The organism is Idiomarina sp. OXR-189 (genome assembly GCF_034373425.1).
Classification (GTDB): Bacteria; Pseudomonadota; Gammaproteobacteria; order Enterobacterales; family Alteromonadaceae; genus Idiomarina; species Idiomarina zobellii.
Genome location: NZ_CP139706.1, coordinates 2,262,452 through 2,283,071, shown reverse-complemented (window position 1 = coordinate 2,283,071; position 20,620 = coordinate 2,262,452). Strand labels below are relative to the sequence as shown.

Below are 20,620 nucleotides of genomic sequence, written 5' to 3'. Positions count from 1 at the left end.
TCATAAACACCACGGATGATAAGTCCTTTTTATGACGGTGTTATGACAGGAGGTGGGTTTTAGCTTTCGCGTTTAATGGCTCTGTGGGCAATATCTGTGCGGAAGTAGACATTGTCCCAGCTAATATTATCAACCAGTTGGTATGCGAGGCTTTGAGCTTCGGTTACGGTTTTGCCAAGTGCGGTGCAGCAAAGAACGCGACCTCCGCTGGTAACTACGTTTCCGTCGTTCATTTTGGTACCGGCGTGAAAAACCTTTTGGTTCTCCAGTTCAGCGTCCGGTAAACCGTGAATAACGTCGCCTTTATGGTAGCTTTCAGGGTAACCACCTGCAGCCATGACGACGCCTACCGCCGCGCGCTCATCGAACTCGATAGGTGCTTGGTTTAATTTGCCCTCGACTGCTTGCAGACATAGCTCAACTAAGTCTGACTTAAGGCGCATCATAATTGGCTGTGTTTCCGGGTCCCCAAAACGACAGTTGTATTCGAGCACCTTGGATGTACCATCTTCCGCAATCATTAACCCAGCGTATAAGAAGCCTTTATAAGGTGCACCTTCAGCCGCCATTCCGTCAACGGTTGGCTTAATAACATGGCGCATTACCCAGTCATGAATAGCCGGAGAAACGACCGGCGCTGGAGAATAGGCGCCCATACCACCGGTGTTCGGGCCGGTATCGCCATTGTCACGAGCCTTATGGTCCTGACTTGATGCAAAGGGTATTGCGCGTTCACCGTCAACCATCACAATAAACGACGCTTCTTCGCCTTTTAAAAACTCTTCAATGACCACGCGGTGACCTGCGTCACCAAAGCGGTTGCCTGCCAGCATATCGTCTATCGCTGCGTTAGCTTGCTCCAGGGTTTCAGCGATAATAACGCCTTTACCGGCTGCTAAGCCGTCTGCTTTGATGACAATAGGCACGCCTTTTTCAGCAACATAAGCTTTTGCAGGTTCTACTTCTGTGAAGTTTTGGTAGTCGGCGGTTGGAATCTTGTGACGTTGCAGGAAGTCCTTACTGAACGCTTTAGACCCTTCCAGCTGAGCGGCTTTAGCTGTAGGACCAAAAGCGGCTAAGCCAGCTTCAGTAAATTTGTCGACAATGCCGGCGACAAGAGGTGCTTCAGGCCCAACAATGGTCAGCCCGATGTTTTCCTGTTTGGCAAAGTTAAGCAGGCCGTCGATGTCTTCGGCCGCAATATCAACGTTTGTGAGGTTTGGCTCACGTTCAGTTCCTGCATTGCCAGGAGCTACGAACACACAGTCTACTTGTGAGGACTGTGATGCTTTCCACGCCAGTGCGTGTTCACGGCCTCCGCCGCCAACAACCAAAACTTTCATGAGTATCCTTATTCTACGGGTTTTCTAAACTTCAGTGTGAATCGGTCGCTCTCACCGATAGCTTTATAAATTTCAGCGTCATCACCATCTTCTACATTGAGTGTTGGAGGTAAGTTCCAAACACCGTTAGGATGGTCCGCTGTATCTTTCGGATTTGCATTAATCTCACTGCTTTCGACTAGCTCAAAGCCCGCCTGTTCAGCAAGATCGATGACCCAGCTTTCTTTTATATAGCCGCTGTTTTCCATTGCGCCGTCATCGGCACTTTCAGGCAACCGATGGTCGACCACCCCTAAAATTCCGTCAGGAATTAGCGCTTGGTGGAACTGACGAAAAGCGCTTAGTACTGCCTCTTCGCCGCCGCTCATGTACCAGTTGTGTAAGTTACGGAAGGTCAGTATGCGATCAGCGCTGTTTGGTGGTGCAATATCAGTTTCCAATGGTGTCAAAGGGGCAAACTGAGTCAGCTCAACATTGCCGAACACGGCTTCGCTGGTGAGGCGTTCTTTAAATTTATTAAGTGAACGCTGGTAATAGTCGCTTTGTGTATCTTCCGGAAAATGTGCAGCGTAAAATGTACCTTTGTCAGCGAGGTATGGCGCCAGAATTTCGCTGTAGTAACCACCGCCTGGCCATATTTCGACAACGGTCATCGAAGGTTCAAGTTCAAAAAACTCTAGAGTTTCTTTTGGATGGCGGAACTGATCACGCTCAACATACGCAGGCGTGCGATCCTCGTGGTTAACTGCGCTTTCTAAAGTGATAGGTGCGCCTTGCTCTGTGCTTGCCGGTGCCGACGACTTCGGACCACTGTCACAGGCAGACAATGCTAAAAGAGAAACCATGGATAATGCGATTGCAGAATATTTCATATAACTGCCTCTTCGTTTTTATAAGTGTTTGTAAAGATTAGCCCCGAATCGTCGGGGCAGCAAATAACATCACTTATCACTACGCATTAATGGCGGAAATGGCGCATTCCGGTAAAGACCATGGCAATACCGTGCTCGTCTGCGGCCGCTATAATTTCGTCGTCGCGAATAGACCCACCGGGTTGAATAATGGCTTTAATGCCCGCTTCAGCGGCAGCATCGATTCCGTCCCGGAATGGGAAGAATGCGTCAGACGCCATGACTGACCCTTCGACTTGAAGACCTTCATCAGCGGCTTTAATGCCGGCAATTTTTGCACTGTAAACCCGACTCATTTGCCCAGCGCCAACTCCAATGGTCATACCGTCTTTGGCATAAACAATGGCATTTGACTTAACAAACTTCGCCACTTTCCAGCAGAACATTAAGTCCGTCATTTGTTCTTCGGTTGGCTGAACCTTGCTAACGACTTTCAGTTCGTCTTCGTTAAAGTCCTGAGTGTCGGTATCTTGTACCAATAAGCCGCCGGTGACTCGCTTATAGTCGAGCTGAGTGCCAGAGTCAGCCCACTGGCCGCACTCAAGCAAACGTACATTCTTCTTACCGGAGACGGCTTCTTTCGCGGCATCGCTAACGCTTGGTGCAATAATAACTTCGACAAACTGGCGCTCAACAATAGCCGTTGCTGTCGTTTCATCCAGTTCGCGGTTAAACGCAATGATGCCACCAAAAGCAGAGGTTGGGTCGGTTTTAAAGGCTCTATCGTAAGCGTCGGTAATAGACTCGCCAATGGCAACGCCGCAAGGGTTAGCGTGTTTTACAATGACGCATGCAGGCTCTGCGAAACTTTTCACACACTCCAACGCTGCGTCGGTATCGGCAATATTATTAAAAGACAGTGCTTTGCCTTGTAGCTGCTTTGCTGTAGACACGTTACCTTCAGGCGCATTACGCTCAGTGTAGAAAGCTGCCGATTGATGCGAGTTTTCACCGTAACGCAAGTCTTGCTTCTTAGATACTTGCAAGTTCAAGGTGCGCGCAAAGTCATTGTCGCTGAGCTGCTGGCCTAAGTAGTTTGCTATCATACCGTCGTATTGGGCTGTGTGTTCAAACGCAGCAACCGCTAGATCAAAACGGGTGTTGTAGCTGACACTACCGCTGTCATTAATCTCATTTAAAACACGGTCATAGTCAGACGCATTAACTACTATAGTGACATCTTTATGGTTTTTAGCTGCTGCGCGAACCATGGTTGGACCGCCAATATCGATGTTCTCTATGGCGTCTTCTAAAGTACAGCCTTCTTTCGCTACCGTTTCGGCAAATGGGTATAGGTTGACTACCACCATGTCGATAGGCGCAATGTCTTGCTCCTGCATAACGTCCTGATCAATGTCTCGTCGACCTAAAATGCCGCCATGAACTTTCGGGTGCAGCGTTTTCACACGACCGCCCATAATTTCCGTTTGACCTGTATGCTCAGAGACATCAATAACGGTTAAGCCAGAGTCGCGCAAAAGTTTAGCAGTGCCACCTGTAGAGAGAATTTCAATATTTTTCGCTGCTAACGCCTGAGCAAACTCAACAATGCCTGTTTTATCTGAAACACTGATTAACGCGCGTTGAATAGGACGGTTTTCCATGGTTTTGCCTTTCTGTTCTAAGTTACTTTTTTAAGCCATAAAAAAAGGGCGCCAAAAGGCGCCCAAAAATCGTATTAGTTCATGCCGTATTTTTTCAGCTTTTTGCGTAATGTGCCGCGGTTAATGCCTAGCATGGTCGCGGCGCGGGTTTGATTACCCCGGGTGTAAGTCATGACCTCTTCAAGTAATGGTGCCTCTACTTCTGAAAGCACCAGTTCATACAGCTCTTCTGGGTCCTGACCGTCAAGCTGGCGCAGGAAGCTGTGCAGTGCTTGCTTTACGGAGTCACGCAGCGGCTTAGGCTGAGCGTTATTTCCGATAGTGGTCAGGGGAGATACATTCTCACGATTAGGGTTTTGATCAAACATAATACGCTTATCTCTTCTCTACAGTGACAAAATAATCTTCAAGTGCCTGGAGTTGCTCGCTGGCGTCTTCCAGGCGATTAAATACTTGCCGGAATTCATCGTTGCTGGCTTGTTCTTTCAAGTACCAACCAACATGTTTTCTGGCTATTCGAACACCTTGAAAGCTGCCGTAAAATTGATGCAGCTGTTCAACGTGATTAATCGTTGTTTCCGCGACTTCCGATATTGACGGTGGCGCTAATTCTTCGCCGGTTTCCAGGAAATGGCTTATTTCCCTGAATAACCAAGGGTTTCCTTGCGCACCACGTCCTATCATTATTGCGTCAGCACCGGTATAAGCTAAAACCTGTTGTGCTTGCTGTGGTGTACGAACATCACCATTAGCAATGACAGGGATTGAAACCGCTTCCTTTACCGCTCGTATGGTGTCGTATTCGGCTTCGCCTTTGTACATACAGGCTCTTGTTCGACCATGCACTGCGAGCGATTGTATACCACAACGTTCGGCAATTTTTGCTATTTCAATGCCATTTTTATTGTCCCGGTTCCAACCGGTACGGGTTTTTAACGTGACCGGAACATCGACAGCTGAAACCACGGCTGTCAGTATCTCTTCAACAAGCTCCGGGTATTGCATCAGCGCAGAGCCTGCCATTTTTTTATTCACTTTCTTCGCTGGGCAGCCCATATTGATGTCAATAATTTGAGCGCCCATATCGACATTCACTTTGGCCGCTTCTGCCATTAAAGAAGGCTCGGAGCCTGCAATTTGCACGGCGCGAATACCTAATTCACCCGAGTGGTCCATGCGTTGCCTGGACTTCCCGGTTTTCCACACTTTCGGGTTACTGGACAGCATTTCAGACACTGTCAAACCTGCCCCTTTGCTGTAACACAGCTGACGAAAGGGCTGATCAGTAACTCCGGCCATGGGAGCTAAAATGACCTGATTGTCGAGTTGATATGGACCAATCCGCATCGGTTAAAAACTACTCAGCGAAAGGGGAGAGAATTTTATGGAATTTGCGCAATAAAGAAAAGGCTATTTATTACGCAATTTGAGTCTTTTTTTAACTTTTTACTATTGACAAAGCGAACGCTTGTTAACCAACTCGAGTACCGCTGAGCATTGCCCAGTCGCCGTCTATGACGGGCGTGTCGAATTTTATGTCAGGCTGGTAGGCTTGCATTACATCGCTGACTTGACGTTCCAAAATTCCAGAAAGTACGAGCTGACCACCGGGTTTAACAAATGCCAGTATGGTGTCCGACAACTCTCTGAGTGGTCCGGCGAGCACGTTGGCTAGGACTAAGTCGACCTGTGTTTGTGGTTGCTCGCTTGGCAGGAATACGTCGAATTTGCTGCTGACACCATTGCGCTCGGCATTGTCTTTAGTGGCGATAAGCGCCTGTTGGTCAATGTCGATACCAATAGCGTGCTTCGCATCAAACAAGAGTGCAGCAATACCCAAAATACCGGAGCCACAGCCAAAGTCTAAGGTGGTCTTATCTTTTGGTGGGTTAGCGTCAAGCCATCGCAGGCACATAGCCGTCGTTGGATGCGTCCCAGTACCAAACGCCATGCCTGGATCAAGCAAGATATTTACTGCTGACGGGTCAGGAATATCGCGCCAGCTAGGGCAAATCCAAAGGCGCTCGCCAAACTGGATAGGGTGGAAGTTATCCATCCACTCACGTTCCCAGTCTTTGTCTTCAAGCGCATCGGTTTTGTATTGAAGCGGGGTCGGTAAAATCGACGACTTTTCCAAGTTAGTGACAACCGACTTAATATCAGCCTCAGCGTCAAACAACCCCGTTACTAGAGTGTTTTGCCATAATGTCACTTCGCCCGGTCTGGGTTCAAAAATAGGTGTATCGGCGCCGTCACGGTAGGTGACCGCTTGAGCGCCATTGCCCATGAGCATGTCGCCGACACGCGGCGCATGCTCTTCACTACTGGAGAGGGTGAGTTGTATCCAGGCCATTCTGTTAATGACCGCCCATACCGAGCTTTTTCTCTAAGTAGTGAATGTTGGTACCACCATGCTGGAAGTTTTCATCCGCCATGATGCTTTTTTGCAGAGGTACGTTGGTTTTAATGTTCTCAATAATGAGCTCATTTAACGCATTGCGCATACGTGCGATAGCAATATCGCGGTTTTCACCGTAAGTAATGAGCTTACCAATCATTGAATCGTAATTAGGTGGCACTTTGTAGTCTGCATAAACATGAGAGTCCCAGCGCACACCGAAACCTCCCGGCGGGTGGAATCGGGTGATTTGTCCTGGCGACGGCACAAAGGTGTCTGGGTCCTCTGCGTTAATGCGGCACTCTATAGCATGGCCACGAATAACCACATCTTCCTGGCTGATAGAAAGCTGTCGACCAGCAGCAATGCGCAGCTGCTCTTTAATAAGGTCGATACCGGTAACCATTTCGGTGACTGGGTGCTCCACCTGAATACGGGTGTTCATCTCAATGAAGTAGAACTCGCCGTTTTCATATAAGAACTCAAAAGTACCAGCACCGCGATAGCCAATTTCTATACAGGCCTTGGCACAGCGCTCACCAATGAACTTACGCATTTCTGGCGTAATACCTGGGGCTGGCGCTTCTTCGACCACTTTCTGGTGGCGACGCTGCATAGAGCAGTCTCGCTCGCCTAAATGAATAGCGTTGCCCTGGCCGTCGGCAAGAACCTGAACCTCTACGTGGCGAGGGTTTTCCAGGAACTTCTCCATATAAACAACGGGGTTCCCGAAAGCCGCTCTTGCTTCATTCTGAGTCATACTAATGGCGCTTAGTAACTCGCTTTCTTGACGCACAACGCGCATACCGCGACCACCGCCGCCGCCGGCCGCTTTAATAATAATTGGGTAACCAATGCGCTTGGCGAGTTTAATATTGCGCTCATCATTGTCGTCCAGAGGTCCGTCTGACCCTGGAACACAAGGAACACCCGCTTTTTTCATGGCTTTTATCGCTGAGACTTTATCGCCCATCAGGCGAATAACGTCTGCTGTTGGTCCCACGAAAACGAAACCTGATTGTTCAACTTGCTCAGCGAAGTCTGCATTCTCAGCAAGGAAGCCGTATCCTGGGTGAATGGCGGCTGAGTCGGTAATTTCTGCAGCGCTAATAATTCTTGGTATGTTCAAATAGCTTTCATTCGCCGGTGCTTTACCAATACAAATGGCTTCATCAGCAAGCAGTACGTGCTTTAAATTTCTGTCGACCGTCGAGTGAACCGCAACCGTCTTAATGCCAAGCTCTTTACAAGCTCGCAAAATTCTCAGTGCAATTTCGCCGCGGTTGGCTATGACCACTTTATCTAACATGACAAATTCCTGCGGTTACTTTATTCGATAACAAATAGTGGCTGATCAAACTCAACTGGCTCTTCGTTCTCGACCAGAATTTGTTTCACAACACCGGACTTGTCTGCTTCAATTTGATTCATCATTTTCATTGCTTCAACGATGCACAGTGTTTCGCCGGCGTTGACTTGTGAGCCCACAGTGACAAATGGCTTAGCATCAGGTGAAGGCGCTTCGTAGAACGTTCCCACCATGGGTGAGCGAACGATATGACCGGATATTTCTTCACTGGGTGCTTCAGCACTATCGGCAGCAGCTGGTGCTGACTGAGCTTGAGGCGCCGCCTGAGGTGCTGGTTGCGGAGCGTACTGAACGGGCGCTGGTGCAGCCTGAGCGCTGTATCGGTTAATACGGACCGACTCTTCACCCTCAGTGATTTCTAACTCAGCCACGCCTGACTCTTCAACCAGTTCAATCAATTTCTTAATTTTACGAATGTCCATGCTAACGCTTACCTTTCAATGTCGTTGTTATTTAAATGCTGTAAAGCGGCCTTCAAAGCGTACTCATAACCTGAAGGTCCTAAGCCGCAAATAACGCCGGTTGCGGCGTCCGCTAAATACGAGTGATGCCGGAATGACTCACGGCGATAAATATTGGAAATGTGTACTTCAATAAATGGAATAGCAGTGGCTAATAGTGCATCTCTTATTGCAACGCTGGTGTGAGCGTAAGCCGCAGGGTTGATGATGATGTAATCAACGTCAGATTCTGCTGCTTGCTGTATCCAGCCAATCAGTTGATGTTCGGCGTTTGATTGCTTAAAGGTCAGCTCTGCCTCTTCTGCTTTGGCGATACTGTTCAAGTCCTGCTGAATATCGGAGAGCGTTTTATGACCATAAATCGAGGGCTCCCGCGAACCTAGCAGGTTAAGATTTGGGCCATTTAGCACTAATATATGAGAAGGTTTCGCCATTATGCCGCCATCTGCTTCGAAATCACTGAAAACTAACTATTGTAGACAGTAACTTCTAATGTGAGTTCTTATTTTCCGTATTATAGGCAAAAATGACAGGAATGCAGCACTTTACTGGTCTTATCAGAGCATTTAGGCGCAAAATTACTCATTTAGCATGTTTTCAAGGTGCTTTTTAAAGTCTTCAGCGTTTTTAAAGCCCGTTACACGGTATGTTTTCTGCTCTTCGCCGCTGGGTGAAAAGAACAAAATGGTTGGCAGACCCAGTACTTTGTAGTGATTCAGTATAGCGATGTCCTGCTGGTTATTGGCAGTCACGTCAGCCTGTATCAAATGCATGCCCTCAAAGTGTTTTTGTACGTTGGCGTCAGAAAAGGTGTACTGCTCAAACTCTTTGCAGGCAACACACCAGTCAGCGTATAAATCCAGCATGACCCATTCATCGCTCTGCGTTATCTCACGCTGAATGTCTTCAAGAGTACTCACTTGCTTAAATAAGCCATGACTTTGCTGCTCTAACTGAGCTTTATTCACTTGCCAGTAAACCCCAATGGTAGCCAGGCTCGATAAAACGATTAATGAAATAACGGTCGATTTCACTGAGGTAATTCGACTAATGGCGGCAATTAACGCACCGGCGGCAATCACAAAGTAGAATACCCAGAGCCACATACTTATATGGGTTGGTAGTAAACGCTCGATTAAGAACAGTGTGACAGCAAGCAGTAACCAGCCAAAAACCTGTTTTACGACGGTCATCCAGGCGCCAGCTTTAGGTAGCAGCTTACCGCCGCTGAGACCGAACAGAATAAGGGGCACACCCATACCTAAACTTAATGCATAGAGTATTGCCGCTCCGTTAACGATATCGCCTGATTGTGCAATAAAGAGTAAAGCGCCGGAAAGAGGTGCCGTTGTGCAGGGAGAGGCTACTAATCCGGAGATGGCGCCGATAATGAATACACCTAAGGGGCTACCTCCTTTTTGTTGACCGCTAAACTGCTGCAGTCGAGACTGCCAGCTAATGGGAAGTTGTAAGGTAAACACACCAAACATACTTAACGCGAACGCGGTGAACAATACTGCTAAAACAATGAGAACCGCTGGGTGCTGAAAATAGGCTTGGTATTGCATGCCTGCGAGCGCAACGACCAGGCCTAATAACGAATAGGTGATAGCCATACCTTGCACATAAATAAAGGACATCCATAACGTATTACGCCAGGTGCGCTGACGGTTTCCCAGGACAACGCCCGACAGAATCGGATACATAGGGAAGACACAAGGGGTAAATGCTAAACCTATACCCAAGGCAAAGAACAGAAGAAGAGTCACCACAAGTGACTGCTCGCCAATACCAAACAAGGAATCATTGGAGCTTGTTCCGTTTACCGGACTAGCGTCAGCTTCGGCGCTAACGTCAAGCGTTATGGTTTTCTGGGTCGGCGGATAACATAGCCCCGCATCAGCACAGCCCTGATACTGAATGGTAATTTTTTGGCCGGAGTAGTCTTCGCTTAGCTCGAAGGTAAGCTCTGCATACTCTCGGTAGATAAAAGACTTGCCGAAAAATTCGTCGTGATGAGACTCTGCTTCAGGGAAGTTTAACTCACTAGCTAAGGCGTTCTTTGGAACCACCGAAAAGCGGTGTTGATACAAATAGTAGTTTGGCGCAATTAACCAACTGACAGTTACTGTTTTGCCATCAACGTCGCTACTAAAGTCAAAGGCTTCGTCGACCGGTAAAAACTCTTGGTTATTACTGGCGAATGGACTTTGTGTCGCGGTAGCGGGTAATGTCGCTGCGACTATCAACAACAATGCTAGAGCGGCCTGGAACAGCGATTTTATCATTTTACGGTATCCTGAACCCATTGTAGATAATCGGGTAAGCCGTCGGTAACATCGACACTGATAAGCTCTGGTGAATCGTACGGGTGTATCTTCATTATTGCTTCTTTGAGAGCCTCAGACATGTCGCCTGTGGTTTTAATAAGTAGCAGCCATTCTTGATCGTGCTGAATTTCGTTATCCCAATGATACACCGAGGTAATGCCCGGGATGATATTAACGCAGGCGGCCAATTGCTGTTCCACAATCGATGCGGCTAACTCATTAGCGGACGACTGACTATCGGTTGTGCAATAGAAGAGTTTGACCATGGAAACACCTGTATCATTGCGTTATTCAATTGAGCAGCAAAATTACCATAAAAAATTTTTATCTGCCCCCCTTGATAAGACAAAAATTTCCCCCATTTATTGAGCACAACGTTTTTAACACGCCCCAAAGGGGTATTTACCACTAACAACATAGGTTGAGGAGTTATCACCAATGAAACTTCGTCCTTTACACGATCGAGTCATTATTAAACGCATCGAAGTCGAAGCTAAATCGGCAGGCGGCATTGTTCTGACTGGTTCTGCGGCAGAAAAATCTACACGCGGTGAAGTCGTCGCTGTAGGTAATGGCCGTATTTTGGATAACGGTGAAGTGCGTGCGCTGGACGTAAAAGCCGGCGACAAGGTTCTGTTCAACGAAGGTTACGGTGTCAAAACCGAGAAAATCGACGGTGAAGAGTACCTGATTATGAGCGAAAGCGACATTTTGGCTATCGAAGAATAAGCCAAACCCAAACGCATAAATCGTTAAACCCTATTTAAGAGGAAAGCAAACATGGCAGCTAAAGAAGTTAAGTTTGGTAACACAGCGCGTCAAAAAATGCTGAAAGGCGTCAACGTACTGGCTGACGCAGTAAAAGTAACTTTAGGCCCTAAAGGTCGTAATGTTGTTTTAGATAAGTCATTCGGTGCGCCGAACATCACTAAAGATGGTGTGTCAGTTGCAAAAGAAATCGAGCTGGAAGACAAGTTCGAGAACATGGGCGCACAAATGGTCAAAGAAGTGGCGTCTAAAGCAAATGACGAAGCTGGTGACGGTACAACTACTGCGACCGTATTGGCGCAAGCTATTGTAAACGAAGGTTTAAAAGCGGTAGCTGCGGGCATGAACCCAATGGATCTAAAACGTGGTATCGACAAAGCGGTTATCGCTGCCGTTGAAGAGCTGAAGAAAATTTCTCAGCCATGCGCAGACAGCAAAGCCATTGCGCAGGTAGGTACCATTTCTGCGAACTCTGACCATACTATTGGTCAAATCATCGCTGAAGCGATGGACAAAGTTGGTCAGGAAGGCGTTATCACCGTTGAAGAAGGTCAGGCACTGACTGACGAGCTGGATGTTGTTGAAGGTATGCAGTTCGACCGTGGTTACCTGTCTCCTTACTTCATCAACAATCAGGAAAGCGGTTCAGTTGAACTGGATAACCCATTCATCCTGTTGGTTGACAAGAAAATCTCTAACATCCGTGAATTACTACCGGTATTAGAAGGTGTTTCTAAAGCAGGTAAACCATTGCTGATCATCGCTGAAGACGTTGAAGGCGAAGCGTTGGCAACCTTGGTTGTAAACAACATGCGCGGCATTGTTAAAGTTGCAGCCGTTAAAGCGCCTGGTTTCGGTGACCGTCGTAAAGCAATGCTGCAAGACATCGCAGTATTGACAGGTGGTACTGTTGTTTCTGAAGAAATCGGCATGGAGTTGGAGAAAACTCAGCTGGAAGACTTAGGTACAGCGAAGCGCATTGTTATCACTAAAGATAACACCACTGTTGTTGACGGTAATGGCGACGACGCCGCTATCGAAGGCCGTGTAACGCAAATCAAACAGCAAATGGAAGAAACCACTTCTGACTATGACCGCGAAAAACTGCAAGAACGTCTGGCTAAGTTAGCTGGTGGTGTTGCAGTCATTAAAGTAGGTGCTGCGACCGAAGTTGAGATGAAAGAGAAGAAAGCGCGCGTTGAAGACGCTCTGCACGCGACTCGCGCTGCGGTTGAAGAAGGCGTTGTCCCAGGTGGTGGTGTTGCACTGGTTCGTGCAGCAAGCAAACTGGGTGAATTACGCGGCGACAACGAAGAACAGAACGTCGGTATTCGTTTAGCATTGCGTGCAATGGAGGCGCCACTGCGTCAAATCGCAACCAACGCTGGTGCAGAAGCTTCTGTTGTTGCTAACAACGTACGTGACGGCGAAGGTAACTACGGTTACAACGCGGGTAACGATACGTACGGCGATATGCTGGAAATGGGTATTTTGGATCCAACCAAAGTGACTCGTTCAGCGCTGCAGTTTGCTTCTTCAGTAGGTGCGTTAATGATTACTACCGAAGCTATGATTGCTGACATCCCACAAGATGACAATGCTGGCGGAATGCCTGGCGGCGACATGGGTGGCATGGGCGGAATGGGCGGCATGATGTGATGCGCGCTTAAACGCCTGAAAAAGGGAGCCTGCACTGGCTCCCTTTTTTTATGGAATTTTTTTAGCATTGCGTACTCTAAGGCTGTATAAGCAAAGCGTATGATGGAGGAATAAGCATGCGTATTCGTAGTTTAGTGGTATTAATGACTATCTCCTTTAGTGCTTTTTCCTTTGCTGGAGAAGCCGAAGTGAAATGGGAAGGTGTTGATAAATATACTGACTTTAAACCGGCTAACAGCAACGAAGAGCGTTATCAGGAAAAAGTGAAAGAGCAGTTGACTGAGCATATTCATCAGTTAGCCGGTGAGCTACCTGATGGGCAAAAGCTGCATATGGTTGTAACCAATGTCGACTTAACCGGCCGTTTGGAGCCAACGTTTGGGCGGTCAACGTCTAATTATGTGCGTATTGTTCGTGAAATAGACTTTCCACGTATCAGCTTTAATTATCAGCTAACGGACAGTAGCGGCGAAGTGATAAAAGAAGGCCAGGAGAAGTTAAAGAACATGGGCTTTAACTATGACAGCCTGGCTTCGGTAAAACGTCGCGACGATTTGTATTTTGAAAAAGAAATGTTAACCCGCTGGTTCAACGAAACCTTGGGCGAAAAGAGTTAACCGGCCTGGCGAATACTTTTAAGTCGCGCCAGAGTTTCAGTCATAAGCTGTAGTTGCTGAACTAGTAGCTGCAGTAGCTCTTCATCACTTTGGTTTTGTTTCCAGGCTTCAAAGTTTTCAGTGATTTCATTTAAGTAAGGCTGAAACTTATTGCCTTTACTTTTGAAAATTGTCTGCTCGGCAAACACTCCCTGGAACTTGGCCTTACCCTGTTGACGCATATCATCTAGATATTGATCGGCATCGACGACCTGTCTATAGAGAACTTGCAGGTGCTCCTGAATTTTCTGTTCAACACTGTCAAAGCTGTCGCTCATGAATCATCCTTCATTATGTTGTTAAGCCATCGGGCATTATGGCTGTTTTACTGGGTTTGCGAGCTTGCTCCCGAACAAGCTTAGGAACTAAAAAGCCGGGTAACTGTTGCGTCATGTCCAGCCATAGTTGTTGGGCTTTGTCGTCACTCACTTCAAAATGGCTGGCGCCTTCAACCTTATCCAGCTGGTGCAGATAATAGGGTAACACGTTTGCACGAAAGAGCGTTTCACTCAGGCGGCAAAGTGCATCCGAACTATCGTTAACTCCTTTTAGCAAAACGCTTTGATTCAGCACGTGTATGCCAGCGTTATGCCATTTCTTTAAAGCGGCGGACAAATCATTAGAAATCTCGTTCGCGTGATTCGCGTGTATTACTAACACGACTTGTAATCGGCTTTGGCTTAAAGACGTTAATAGCTCGTCGGTCAGCCTGGACGGAATAACCACGGGCAGCCGGCTGTGAATGCGTAAACGAGTCAGCTGAGGTAAAGCTTCTAACTCCTGCACGAGTTTATGTAGCCTCTCGTCTTTCGCCATTAGTGGGTCACCGCCACTTAAAATAACTTCGTTAACTTCTGGATTCTGTTTTATGTAGTCTAGCGTGTCATCAATTTGCCGCTGACTAATGGTTAACTCGTCATAGGGAAAGTGCCGGCGAAAACAATAGCGGCAATTAACGGCACATCCGCCTTGCAGGATTAATAAAACCCGTCCGTGATATTTATGCAGCAGACCATTAGCCGGAGAGCTTTGCTCGTCGAGCGGATCTTTATGGAACCCCGGTTCGACTCTAAATTCGTCTACAAGAGGAAGTACCTGCCGCAGCAAAGGGTCATTAGGGTCGCCAATGTTCATTTGTTGAACGAAGGGGCGTGGCACTCGCATGGAGAATAGTTGCCGTGCTTTAATATCGTCAGCATACGCGCTGTCGTCCAGCTGCAAGGCTGATAGCAAGTCTTCAGGTCGGGTATATGACTTTTTTAATTCGTAGAGCCAATCAGCTCGTGGACTGACGGACACTGAATTTTCGGTCATGCGACCTCCCTATACTCAACAAAGTTCGTATTTTACCTGAAAATAAAGTCATTTTGTTTTATTATTGCGCGCAAATAATGATGGTTTAAGCAAGGAAAATGTCGTTATGGCAAATTACAGTACAAGTGAATTCAAAGGTGGTTTAAAAATCATGCAAGACGGCGAGCCATGCTCGATCGTCGAAAATGAGATGGTTAAGCCTGGTAAAGGTCAAGCATTTAACCGCGTAAAAATCCGTAAGTTAATTAGCGGAAAAGTGGTAGAGAAAACCTTTAAGTCGGGCGAGTCAGTTGAGGGTGCTGACGTTATCGAGCTTGAGTTATCTTATTTATACAACGACGGTGAGTTCTGGCACTTCATGAACAATGAAACGTTTGAACAGGTGCCTGCTGACGCTAAGGCTGTTGGCGATGCGGAAAAATGGTTGGTTGAACAGGACGTGTGCACATTGATTTTATGGGAAGGAAAGCCAATCAGTGTACAGCCACCAAACTTTGTTGAATTGGAAATTACCGAAACAGACCCGGGCTTAAAAGGCGATACCGCGGGAACAGGTGGTAAACCGGCAACATTAAGCACTGGTGCCGTTGTTCGAGTGCCGTTGTTCGTGCAAATTGGTGAAGTGATCAAAGTGGATACGCGCTCTGGCGAATACGTTTCACGCGTTCAGAAGTAAGTTTGAATAATGAGCTGGCGCCCTGACGCAAGTTGGAGCATGCTGCAACAGCGGGCTGACCTATTTAAGTCAGTGCGCCAGTTTTTTGAAAATCGTGGTGTGACTGAAGTCGATACCCACTTACTTTCCCAGTATGGTGTTACTGACGTCCATCTAAAAAACCTGTCTACCGAGTTTAGTCAGCCTCTTCCGTCTGGTACAAACACCCTCTATTTACAAACCTCGCCTGAATTTGCAATGAAGCGGCTTGTCGCAGCTTACCAACAAGACATTTACCAGCTCAGTCATGTGGTTCGGGACGATGAAGTTGGTCGGTATCATAATCCCGAGTTTACTTTACTCGAGTGGTACCGTATTGGCTTTGACGATAACGCGCTTATTAATGAAGTCTCTCAGTTGTTGTCGGAAACCTGCGGCGCTCCGCCGATCGTTGAGCGTAGCTACCAACAGTGTTTTCTGGAGACGCTAAAGTTGGATCCTTTGACGCCGGACGGCATTGAGGGCATAAGACAACATTTAGAGAGCGTTCCTGCGCTGACTGACTGGATGCAAAAAGAAACTGATGCGTCCACTATATTACAAGTAGCTTTCTCGGAATGTATTGAACCAACTTTTACTAAAAACGTGCCGCAATGTGTAACGCGCTTTCCTTTAGAACAAGCTGCACTAGCTCGAGTGGATGAGTCTGACCCACGAGTCGCAAAACGGTTTGAGGTTTATTATCAAGGTGTCGAGCTTGCCAATGGTTATCACGAATTGACCGATGCTGTTGAGCAGACAAGGCGCTTTCAAGACGACAATCGACACCGAGTGGCAAACAAGCAGCCGCAGATGGCGGCGGACAAGCGACTAATTTCAGCTTTGGAATCCGGTTTACCCGACTGTGCCGGTGTCGCTTTAGGTTTCGATAGGCTCCTAATGATAAAATCCGGTGCCAAGCACATTAGCGAAGTGCTTCCTTTCACGACTAACAACGCCTAAAAACCAGCAATAACTCTGTCTTAAATCAAAATTTAGATGATCTGTCTTGGATAATAAACGCGTATGTTATAATATAACACGTCAGTTAGATGATGAGTTCAATAAATTCATTCAGTAATAAAGAGTAAGGCAGAACGTTTTATGCAGGCTAATACGCCCCAAAACTTAGACAAAGCAGGAATCTGGATTACCACATTATGTGCTATCCACTGCCTATTGCTGCCTCTTATCTTGCCATTATTAGCGATGGCGGGTTTAGCATTCATCGGTGAAGATGCGCTTGAAAATACCATTCTTGGCCTGAGTGTATTTGTTGGGCTTTGGTCATTAGTCAGTGGCGCTCGCAAACACGGTAACTGGAATCTGTTAACGCTCCTACTGTTAGGTGCGGCTATTTATTCACAGCGAGACGTGCTTGGTCATTGGGGTGAACCCGTCATTATTCTATTTGGCGCAGGCTTGATAATATACGCTCACGTATCAAACTTACGCCTTATTAAAAAGTTGGCTTTTACCTCTTCTCAGCAACCGCTGTAAAGCTAGTCAGCTTTAGCCTTAAGTACGACCCCCGTTTCTACATGATCAGTATATGGAAATTGATCAAACATAGCGGCGGCAATAATCTCATGAGTTTCCGTTAAATAATCTAAGTTCTCTGCTAATGTATCTGGGTTGCAGGAAATGTAGATAATTCTGGAATAAGCCGACACCATTTTCAGTGTTTCAGCATCAAGCCCGGCGCGAGGCGGATCAACCAACACGGTTTTGCAGTCAAAGCTTTTAATGTCAGCCTCATCAGCGCGACGAGATGACCGCTCACCATTTAGCGCTTCAGTAAACTCTTCAGCAGACATACGAACAATGGTGACGTTTTCAATGTTATTCAGCTCAGCACTTCTCCGGGCAGACGCTACCGAGCTTTTACTAATTTCCGTGGCTAAGACTCGCTGGAAGTTTTCTGCTAAAGGTAGGGTGAAGTTGCCGTTACCGCAGTACAGCTCTAATAAGTCGTGGTCATTTTGCCCAATATGCTGTTTGACCCAACCAATCATCGCTTCGTTAATTCTTGCATTGGGCTGGGTAAAGCTATTTTCGGTTTGAATCGATTGGTAGGTTTTATTTCCGACATTGACGTGCTCGATGACACTGTCGTCAAACAAAACGCGTTTTTGCTTACGAGCACGACCAATAATATTAATATCCGCCGACTCTTTAAATTCTTCACGTAAAGCTGTGGCTTCTTTTTCCCATTCGTCATCCAGGGGGCGATGATAAAGCAAAGAGATAACTGCTTGGTTCGTTGTGGTTGTAAGAAAGTCGACTTGAAAAAGCTTGTTCCTGAGTATTGGATTAGGTTTTAGCTTTTCTATTAGTTGTTTCATTAGGCGATTAATTAACTCGCTACCCGGTAAAAATTCGCCCATTCGGATTTTTTCCCGCGTTTCCGGGTTGAACATGATGTAATAGAGATCATCGCCCTCATGCCAAACACGAAACTCAGCACGCATACGGTAGTGTTTCCTGGGTGACTCGAAAGTATCTAATTGCTGTACCCCAAATTTCGACAATTTCTTTATTAAACTTTCTTCTTTGTGTCGGAACTGCTCTGGGTAGTTTGTTGTATCAATCTTTTTGTACGTCATAGTATCCGCTGTTGCTTAAGTTTCGTTTATTCCTCTATTTTACGCACCGAAACTATTAACTACCAAGTTTTGCTCAGATTTAACGCATAAAATGTTAACTCTTGATTACATTTGAACGAATACTGAACGGTCGAGAGAAAAACAGTTAAAAAGGTATAAAAAGCGCTTGACGGTGCGAGTTAAATCTCTAAAATGCGCTCCACGTTCGAGGCAGGCAACGAAGCCGCCGAAAACCTAAGTTTTCTAAAACATCTTTTTTCAAAAAAGTATTGACGGAAAACACACGGTGTGTAGAATACGCACCTCTCGCAGCCAAGGCTGCTGAGAAACGCTCTTTAAAAATTATATCAAGCCAAGCAAACTGTGTGGGCACTTGCAGAAGTTACGCAAAACAGAAATATGTATTGCAACTTTTGAATGAGTGTTCAGCAAGGTTTCATTAATGAAGCTAAGCAAAGACGCGTAATTCATTGAGTTGATTGAACTACTTTTAATTGAAGAGTTTGATCATGGCTCAGATTGAACGCTGGCGGCAGGCCTAACACATGCAAGTCGAGCGGTAACAGAGAGAAGCTTGCTTCTCTGCTGACGAGCGGCGGACGGGTGAGTAAGACTTGGGAATTTGCCTTTAGGCGGGGGACAACCACTGGAAACGGTGGCTAATACCGCATAATGTCTACGGACCAAAGTGGGGGACCTTCGGGCCTCACACCTAAAGATGAGCCCAAGCGGGATTAGCTAGTTGGTGGGGTAAAGGCTCACCAAGGCGACGATCCCTAGCTGTTCTGAGAGGATGATCAGCCACACTGGGACTGAGACACGGCCCAGACTCCTACGGGAGGCAGCAGTGGGGAATATTGCACAATGGGGGAAACCCTGATGCAGCCATGCCGCGTGTGTGAAGAAGGCCTTCGGGTTGTAAAGCACTTTCAGTGGTGAGGAAAGGGTGATAGTTAATAGCTATCACAGTTGACGTTAGCCACAGAAGAAGCACCGGCTAACTCCGTGCCAGCAGCCGCGGTAATACGGAGGGTGCAAGCGTTAATCGGAATTACTGGGCGTAAAGCGTACGTAGGCGGTGTGTTAAGCTAGATGTGAAAGCCCCGGGCTCAACCTGGGAATAGCATTTAGAACTGGCACGCTAGAGTCCTGAAGAGGGTGGTAGAATTTCCAGTGTAGCGGTGAAATGCGTAGATATTGGAAGGAATACCGGTGGCGAAGGCGGCCACCTGGTCAGAGACTGACGCTGAGGTACGAAAGCGTGGGGAGCAAACAGGATTAGATACCCTGGTAGTCCACGCCGTAAACGATGTCAACTAGTTGTTCGTGTCATTAAGACGTGAGTAACGCAGCTAACGCACTAAGTTGACCGCCTGGGGAGTACGGCCGCAAGGTTAAAACTCAAATGAATTGACGGGGGCCCGCACAAGCGGTGGAGCATGTGGTTTAATTCGATGCAACGCGAAGAACCTTACCATCCCTTGACATCCAGTGAATTTTCCAGAGATGGATTAGTGCCTTCGGGAACACTGAGACAGGTGCTGCATGGCTGTCGTCAGCTCGTGTTGTGAGATGTTGGGTTAAGTCCCGCAACGAGCGCAACCCTTATCCTTAGTTGCCAGCACATAATGGTGGGAACTCTGGGGAGACTGCCGGTGATAAACCGGAGGAAGGTGGGGACGACGTCAAGTCATCATGGCCCTTACGGGATGGGCTACACACGTGCTACAATGGCGCATACAAAGGGCAGCGAACCTGCGAAGGTAAGCGAATCTCATAAAGTGCGTCGTAGTCCGGATTGGAGTCTGCAACTCGACTCCATGAAGTCGGAATCGCTAGTAATCGTGGATCAGAATGCCACGGTGAATACGTTCCCGGGCCTTGTACACACCGCCCGTCACACCATGGGAGTGGGCTGCACCAGAAGTGGTTAGTTTAACCTTCGGGAGAACGATCACCACGGTGTGGTTCATGACTGGGGTGAAGTCGTAACAAGGTAGCCGTAGGGGAACCTGCGGCTGGATCACCTCCTTACATTATTGCGAACGGACGTGAGTGCTCACACAGTTTGCAGGCTTGATATTAGAAGAGAAGAAAACTGGGTCTGTAGCTCAGCTGGTTAGAGCGCACCCCTGATAAGGGTGAGGTCGGCAGTTCAAGTCTGCCCAGACCCACCATTTTGAGCGCCTGGACAGCGTTGGAAAGTCACTCGCATAGCAGGCTATGCGTCGCGCCTTTCCGCCTTGCCAGCCACTCAAAAACATTTCAAGACTCAGGCTTTGCCTTACTTGAAATGTCCTTATCGGGGGTGGTCGAAACGCCCATGATTGGGGCCATAGCTCAGCTGGGAGAGCGCCTGCCTTGCACGCAGGAGGTCAGCGGTTCGATCCCGCTTGGCTCCACCACTTCTTCTCTGGTAACCGTTAGCGTTAAGTGTTCTTGGTTAAGAACATTTACCGGTAACTTCGTGTTACACGCTCTTTAACAACATGGAAAGCTGATTGTAA

At 47.3% G+C, this 20,620-nt stretch carries 20 protein-coding genes, 2 tRNA genes and 1 rRNA gene; 9 read left to right on the top strand and 14 right to left on the bottom strand.

Features of this window, described 5'->3' with window-relative positions; genetic code table 11:
- Nucleotides 1-59: 59 nt before the first annotated feature.
- From purD to cutA, 11 genes are all read right to left on the bottom strand, one after another.
- Entirely contained in the window at nucleotides 60-1,343 is a 1,284-nt protein-coding gene (purD, locus tag UM402_RS11215) for a phosphoribosylamine--glycine ligase (RefSeq protein ID WP_058578404.1), read from the bottom strand.
- An 8-nt stretch (nucleotides 1,344-1,351) separates the two neighbouring features.
- The gene (locus UM402_RS11210) at nucleotides 1,352-2,215 is read right to left on the bottom strand and encodes a class I SAM-dependent methyltransferase (RefSeq protein WP_058578403.1); all 864 of its coding nucleotides are present in this window, start codon (nucleotides 2,213-2,215) and stop codon (nucleotides 1,352-1,354) included.
- An 86-nt stretch (nucleotides 2,216-2,301) separates the two neighbouring features.
- Nucleotides 2,302-3,858: a bifunctional phosphoribosylaminoimidazolecarboxamide formyltransferase/IMP cyclohydrolase gene (gene purH / locus UM402_RS11205; RefSeq protein WP_058578402.1), complete on the bottom strand. Its 1,557-nt coding sequence runs from the start codon at nucleotides 3,856-3,858 to the stop codon at nucleotides 2,302-2,304.
- A 74-nt stretch (nucleotides 3,859-3,932) separates the two neighbouring features.
- Complete coding sequence (fis, locus tag UM402_RS11200) at nucleotides 3,933-4,226, bottom strand: DNA-binding transcriptional regulator Fis (RefSeq protein WP_053954316.1); 294 nt, start codon at nucleotides 4,224-4,226, stop codon at nucleotides 3,933-3,935.
- A gap of 7 nt (nucleotides 4,227-4,233) precedes the next feature.
- Nucleotides 4,234-5,205 (bottom strand): tRNA dihydrouridine synthase DusB, encoded by a 972-nt coding sequence (gene dusB / locus UM402_RS11195; protein WP_053954315.1) that lies wholly within the window; start codon nucleotides 5,203-5,205, stop codon nucleotides 4,234-4,236.
- Between the two features lie 124 nt (nucleotides 5,206-5,329).
- Nucleotides 5,330-6,211: a 50S ribosomal protein L11 methyltransferase gene (prmA, locus tag UM402_RS11190; protein ID WP_058578401.1), complete on the bottom strand. Its 882-nt coding sequence runs from the start codon at nucleotides 6,209-6,211 to the stop codon at nucleotides 5,330-5,332.
- 4 nt (nucleotides 6,212-6,215) lie between these two features.
- Entirely contained in the window at nucleotides 6,216-7,565 is a 1,350-nt protein-coding gene (gene accC / locus UM402_RS11185; RefSeq protein ID WP_058578400.1) for an acetyl-CoA carboxylase biotin carboxylase subunit, read from the bottom strand.
- 20 nt (nucleotides 7,566-7,585) lie between these two features.
- On the bottom strand, nucleotides 7,586-8,047 hold the full coding sequence (gene accB, locus UM402_RS11180) for an acetyl-CoA carboxylase biotin carboxyl carrier protein (RefSeq protein WP_053954312.1): 462 nt from the start codon (nucleotides 8,045-8,047) through the stop codon (nucleotides 7,586-7,588).
- An 8-nt stretch (nucleotides 8,048-8,055) separates the two neighbouring features.
- On the bottom strand, nucleotides 8,056-8,520 hold the full coding sequence (gene aroQ / locus UM402_RS11175; protein WP_058578399.1) for a type II 3-dehydroquinate dehydratase: 465 nt from the start codon (nucleotides 8,518-8,520) through the stop codon (nucleotides 8,056-8,058).
- A 144-nt stretch (nucleotides 8,521-8,664) separates the two neighbouring features.
- Entirely contained in the window at nucleotides 8,665-10,374 is a 1,710-nt protein-coding gene (locus UM402_RS11170; protein ID WP_058578398.1) for a protein-disulfide reductase DsbD, read from the bottom strand.
- Nucleotides 10,371-10,682, bottom strand: coding sequence for a divalent-cation tolerance protein CutA (gene cutA, locus UM402_RS11165; protein WP_058578397.1), 312 nt, complete (start codon nucleotides 10,680-10,682; stop codon nucleotides 10,371-10,373). The genes UM402_RS11170 and cutA overlap by 4 nt, the downstream gene beginning before the upstream one ends.
- A gap of 172 nt (nucleotides 10,683-10,854) precedes the next feature.
- On the opposite strand from cutA, the gene UM402_RS11160 reads away from it, so the two are divergent.
- The 3 genes from UM402_RS11160 to UM402_RS11150 all read left to right on the top strand — a co-directional run bounded on the left by UM402_RS11160 (nucleotide 10,855) and on the right by UM402_RS11150 (nucleotide 13,460).
- Nucleotides 10,855-11,145, top strand: coding sequence for a co-chaperone GroES (locus UM402_RS11160; protein ID WP_053954308.1), 291 nt, complete (start codon nucleotides 10,855-10,857; stop codon nucleotides 11,143-11,145).
- A gap of 51 nt (nucleotides 11,146-11,196) precedes the next feature.
- A complete protein-coding gene (gene groL, locus UM402_RS11155; protein ID WP_053954307.1) occupies nucleotides 11,197-12,843 on the top strand; it encodes a chaperonin GroEL in 1,647 nt (548 codons plus the stop codon).
- A gap of 116 nt (nucleotides 12,844-12,959) precedes the next feature.
- A complete protein-coding gene (locus UM402_RS11150; protein WP_058578396.1) occupies nucleotides 12,960-13,460 on the top strand; it encodes a DUF3016 domain-containing protein in 501 nt (166 codons plus the stop codon).
- Here UM402_RS11150 and UM402_RS11145 read toward each other — a convergent pair.
- On the bottom strand, nucleotides 13,457-13,777 hold the full coding sequence (locus UM402_RS11145) for a hypothetical protein (RefSeq protein ID WP_053954305.1): 321 nt from the start codon (nucleotides 13,775-13,777) through the stop codon (nucleotides 13,457-13,459). The two genes, UM402_RS11150 and UM402_RS11145, sit on opposite strands and share 4 nt — an antisense overlap.
- A gap of 13 nt (nucleotides 13,778-13,790) precedes the next feature.
- A complete protein-coding gene (epmB, locus tag UM402_RS11140; protein WP_058578395.1) occupies nucleotides 13,791-14,813 on the bottom strand; it encodes an EF-P beta-lysylation protein EpmB in 1,023 nt (340 codons plus the stop codon).
- A gap of 106 nt (nucleotides 14,814-14,919) precedes the next feature.
- Here epmB and efp point away from each other — a divergent pair, with 106 nt between their 5' ends.
- The 3 genes from efp to UM402_RS11125 all read left to right on the top strand — a co-directional run bounded on the left by efp (nucleotide 14,920) and on the right by UM402_RS11125 (nucleotide 17,007).
- Nucleotides 14,920-15,489: an elongation factor P gene (gene efp, locus UM402_RS11135; RefSeq protein ID WP_053954303.1), complete on the top strand. Its 570-nt coding sequence runs from the start codon at nucleotides 14,920-14,922 to the stop codon at nucleotides 15,487-15,489.
- A 9-nt stretch (nucleotides 15,490-15,498) separates the two neighbouring features.
- Entirely contained in the window at nucleotides 15,499-16,470 is a 972-nt protein-coding gene (gene epmA, locus UM402_RS11130) for an EF-P lysine aminoacylase EpmA (RefSeq protein ID WP_058578394.1), read from the top strand.
- A 141-nt stretch (nucleotides 16,471-16,611) separates the two neighbouring features.
- Nucleotides 16,612-17,007, top strand: a complete 396-nt coding sequence (locus UM402_RS11125) for a MerC domain-containing protein (protein WP_053954301.1) — start codon at nucleotides 16,612-16,614, stop codon at nucleotides 17,005-17,007.
- Nucleotides 17,008-17,009: 2 nt separating this feature from the next.
- Here UM402_RS11125 and trmA read toward each other — a convergent pair whose 3' ends face one another.
- On the bottom strand, nucleotides 17,010-18,113 hold the full coding sequence (gene trmA / locus UM402_RS11120; protein ID WP_058578393.1) for a tRNA (uridine(54)-C5)-methyltransferase TrmA: 1,104 nt from the start codon (nucleotides 18,111-18,113) through the stop codon (nucleotides 17,010-17,012).
- A gap of 491 nt (nucleotides 18,114-18,604) precedes the next feature.
- On the opposite strand from trmA, the gene UM402_RS11115 reads away from it, so the two are divergent.
- The 3 genes from UM402_RS11115 (at nucleotide 18,605) to UM402_RS11105 (ending at nucleotide 20,518) form a co-directional block, all read left to right on the top strand.
- Nucleotides 18,605-20,147 (top strand): 16S ribosomal RNA (locus tag UM402_RS11115).
- A 66-nt stretch (nucleotides 20,148-20,213) separates the two neighbouring features.
- Nucleotides 20,214-20,290: transfer RNA gene (locus UM402_RS11110), tRNA-Ile, on the top strand.
- Between the two features lie 152 nt (nucleotides 20,291-20,442).
- A tRNA-Ala gene (locus UM402_RS11105) sits at nucleotides 20,443-20,518 on the top strand.
- Nucleotides 20,519-20,620: the final 102 nt, after the last annotated feature.

Coding starts and splice junctions, on each gene's coding strand:
- accB (WP_053954312.1), bottom strand. CDS start 8,047: ATGGACATTCGTAAAATTAAGAAATTGATTGAACTGGTTGAAGAGTCA.
- trmA (WP_058578393.1), bottom strand. CDS start 18,113: ATGACGTACAAAAAGATTGATACAACAAACTACCCAGAGCAGTTCCGA.
- aroQ (WP_058578399.1), bottom strand. CDS start 8,520: ATGGCGAAACCTTCTCATATATTAGTGCTAAATGGCCCAAATCTTAAC.
- UM402_RS11170 (WP_058578398.1), bottom strand. CDS start 10,374: ATGATAAAATCGCTGTTCCAGGCCGCTCTAGCATTGTTGTTGATAGTC.
- dusB (WP_053954315.1), bottom strand. CDS start 5,205: ATGCGGATTGGTCCATATCAACTCGACAATCAGGTCATTTTAGCTCCC.
- efp (WP_053954303.1), top strand. CDS start 14,920: ATGGCAAATTACAGTACAAGTGAATTCAAAGGTGGTTTAAAAATCATG.
- accC (WP_058578400.1), bottom strand. CDS start 7,565: ATGTTAGATAAAGTGGTCATAGCCAACCGCGGCGAAATTGCACTGAGA.
- UM402_RS11145 (WP_053954305.1), bottom strand. CDS start 13,777: ATGAGCGACAGCTTTGACAGTGTTGAACAGAAAATTCAGGAGCACCTG.
- UM402_RS11150 (WP_058578396.1), top strand. CDS start 12,960: ATGCGTATTCGTAGTTTAGTGGTATTAATGACTATCTCCTTTAGTGCT.
- cutA (WP_058578397.1), bottom strand. CDS start 10,682: ATGGTCAAACTCTTCTATTGCACAACCGATAGTCAGTCGTCCGCTAAT.
- purD (WP_058578404.1), bottom strand. CDS start 1,343: ATGAAAGTTTTGGTTGTTGGCGGCGGAGGCCGTGAACACGCACTGGCG.
- UM402_RS11160 (WP_053954308.1), top strand. CDS start 10,855: ATGAAACTTCGTCCTTTACACGATCGAGTCATTATTAAACGCATCGAA.
- fis (WP_053954316.1), bottom strand. CDS start 4,226: ATGTTTGATCAAAACCCTAATCGTGAGAATGTATCTCCCCTGACCACT.
- epmB (WP_058578395.1), bottom strand. CDS start 14,813: ATGACCGAAAATTCAGTGTCCGTCAGTCCACGAGCTGATTGGCTCTAC.
- groL (WP_053954307.1), top strand. CDS start 11,197: ATGGCAGCTAAAGAAGTTAAGTTTGGTAACACAGCGCGTCAAAAAATG.
- UM402_RS11210 (WP_058578403.1), bottom strand. CDS start 2,215: ATGAAATATTCTGCAATCGCATTATCCATGGTTTCTCTTTTAGCATTG.
- UM402_RS11125 (WP_053954301.1), top strand. CDS start 16,612: ATGCAGGCTAATACGCCCCAAAACTTAGACAAAGCAGGAATCTGGATT.
- epmA (WP_058578394.1), top strand. CDS start 15,499: ATGAGCTGGCGCCCTGACGCAAGTTGGAGCATGCTGCAACAGCGGGCT.
- purH (WP_058578402.1), bottom strand. CDS start 3,858: ATGGAAAACCGTCCTATTCAACGCGCGTTAATCAGTGTTTCAGATAAA.
- prmA (WP_058578401.1), bottom strand. CDS start 6,211: ATGGCCTGGATACAACTCACCCTCTCCAGTAGTGAAGAGCATGCGCCG.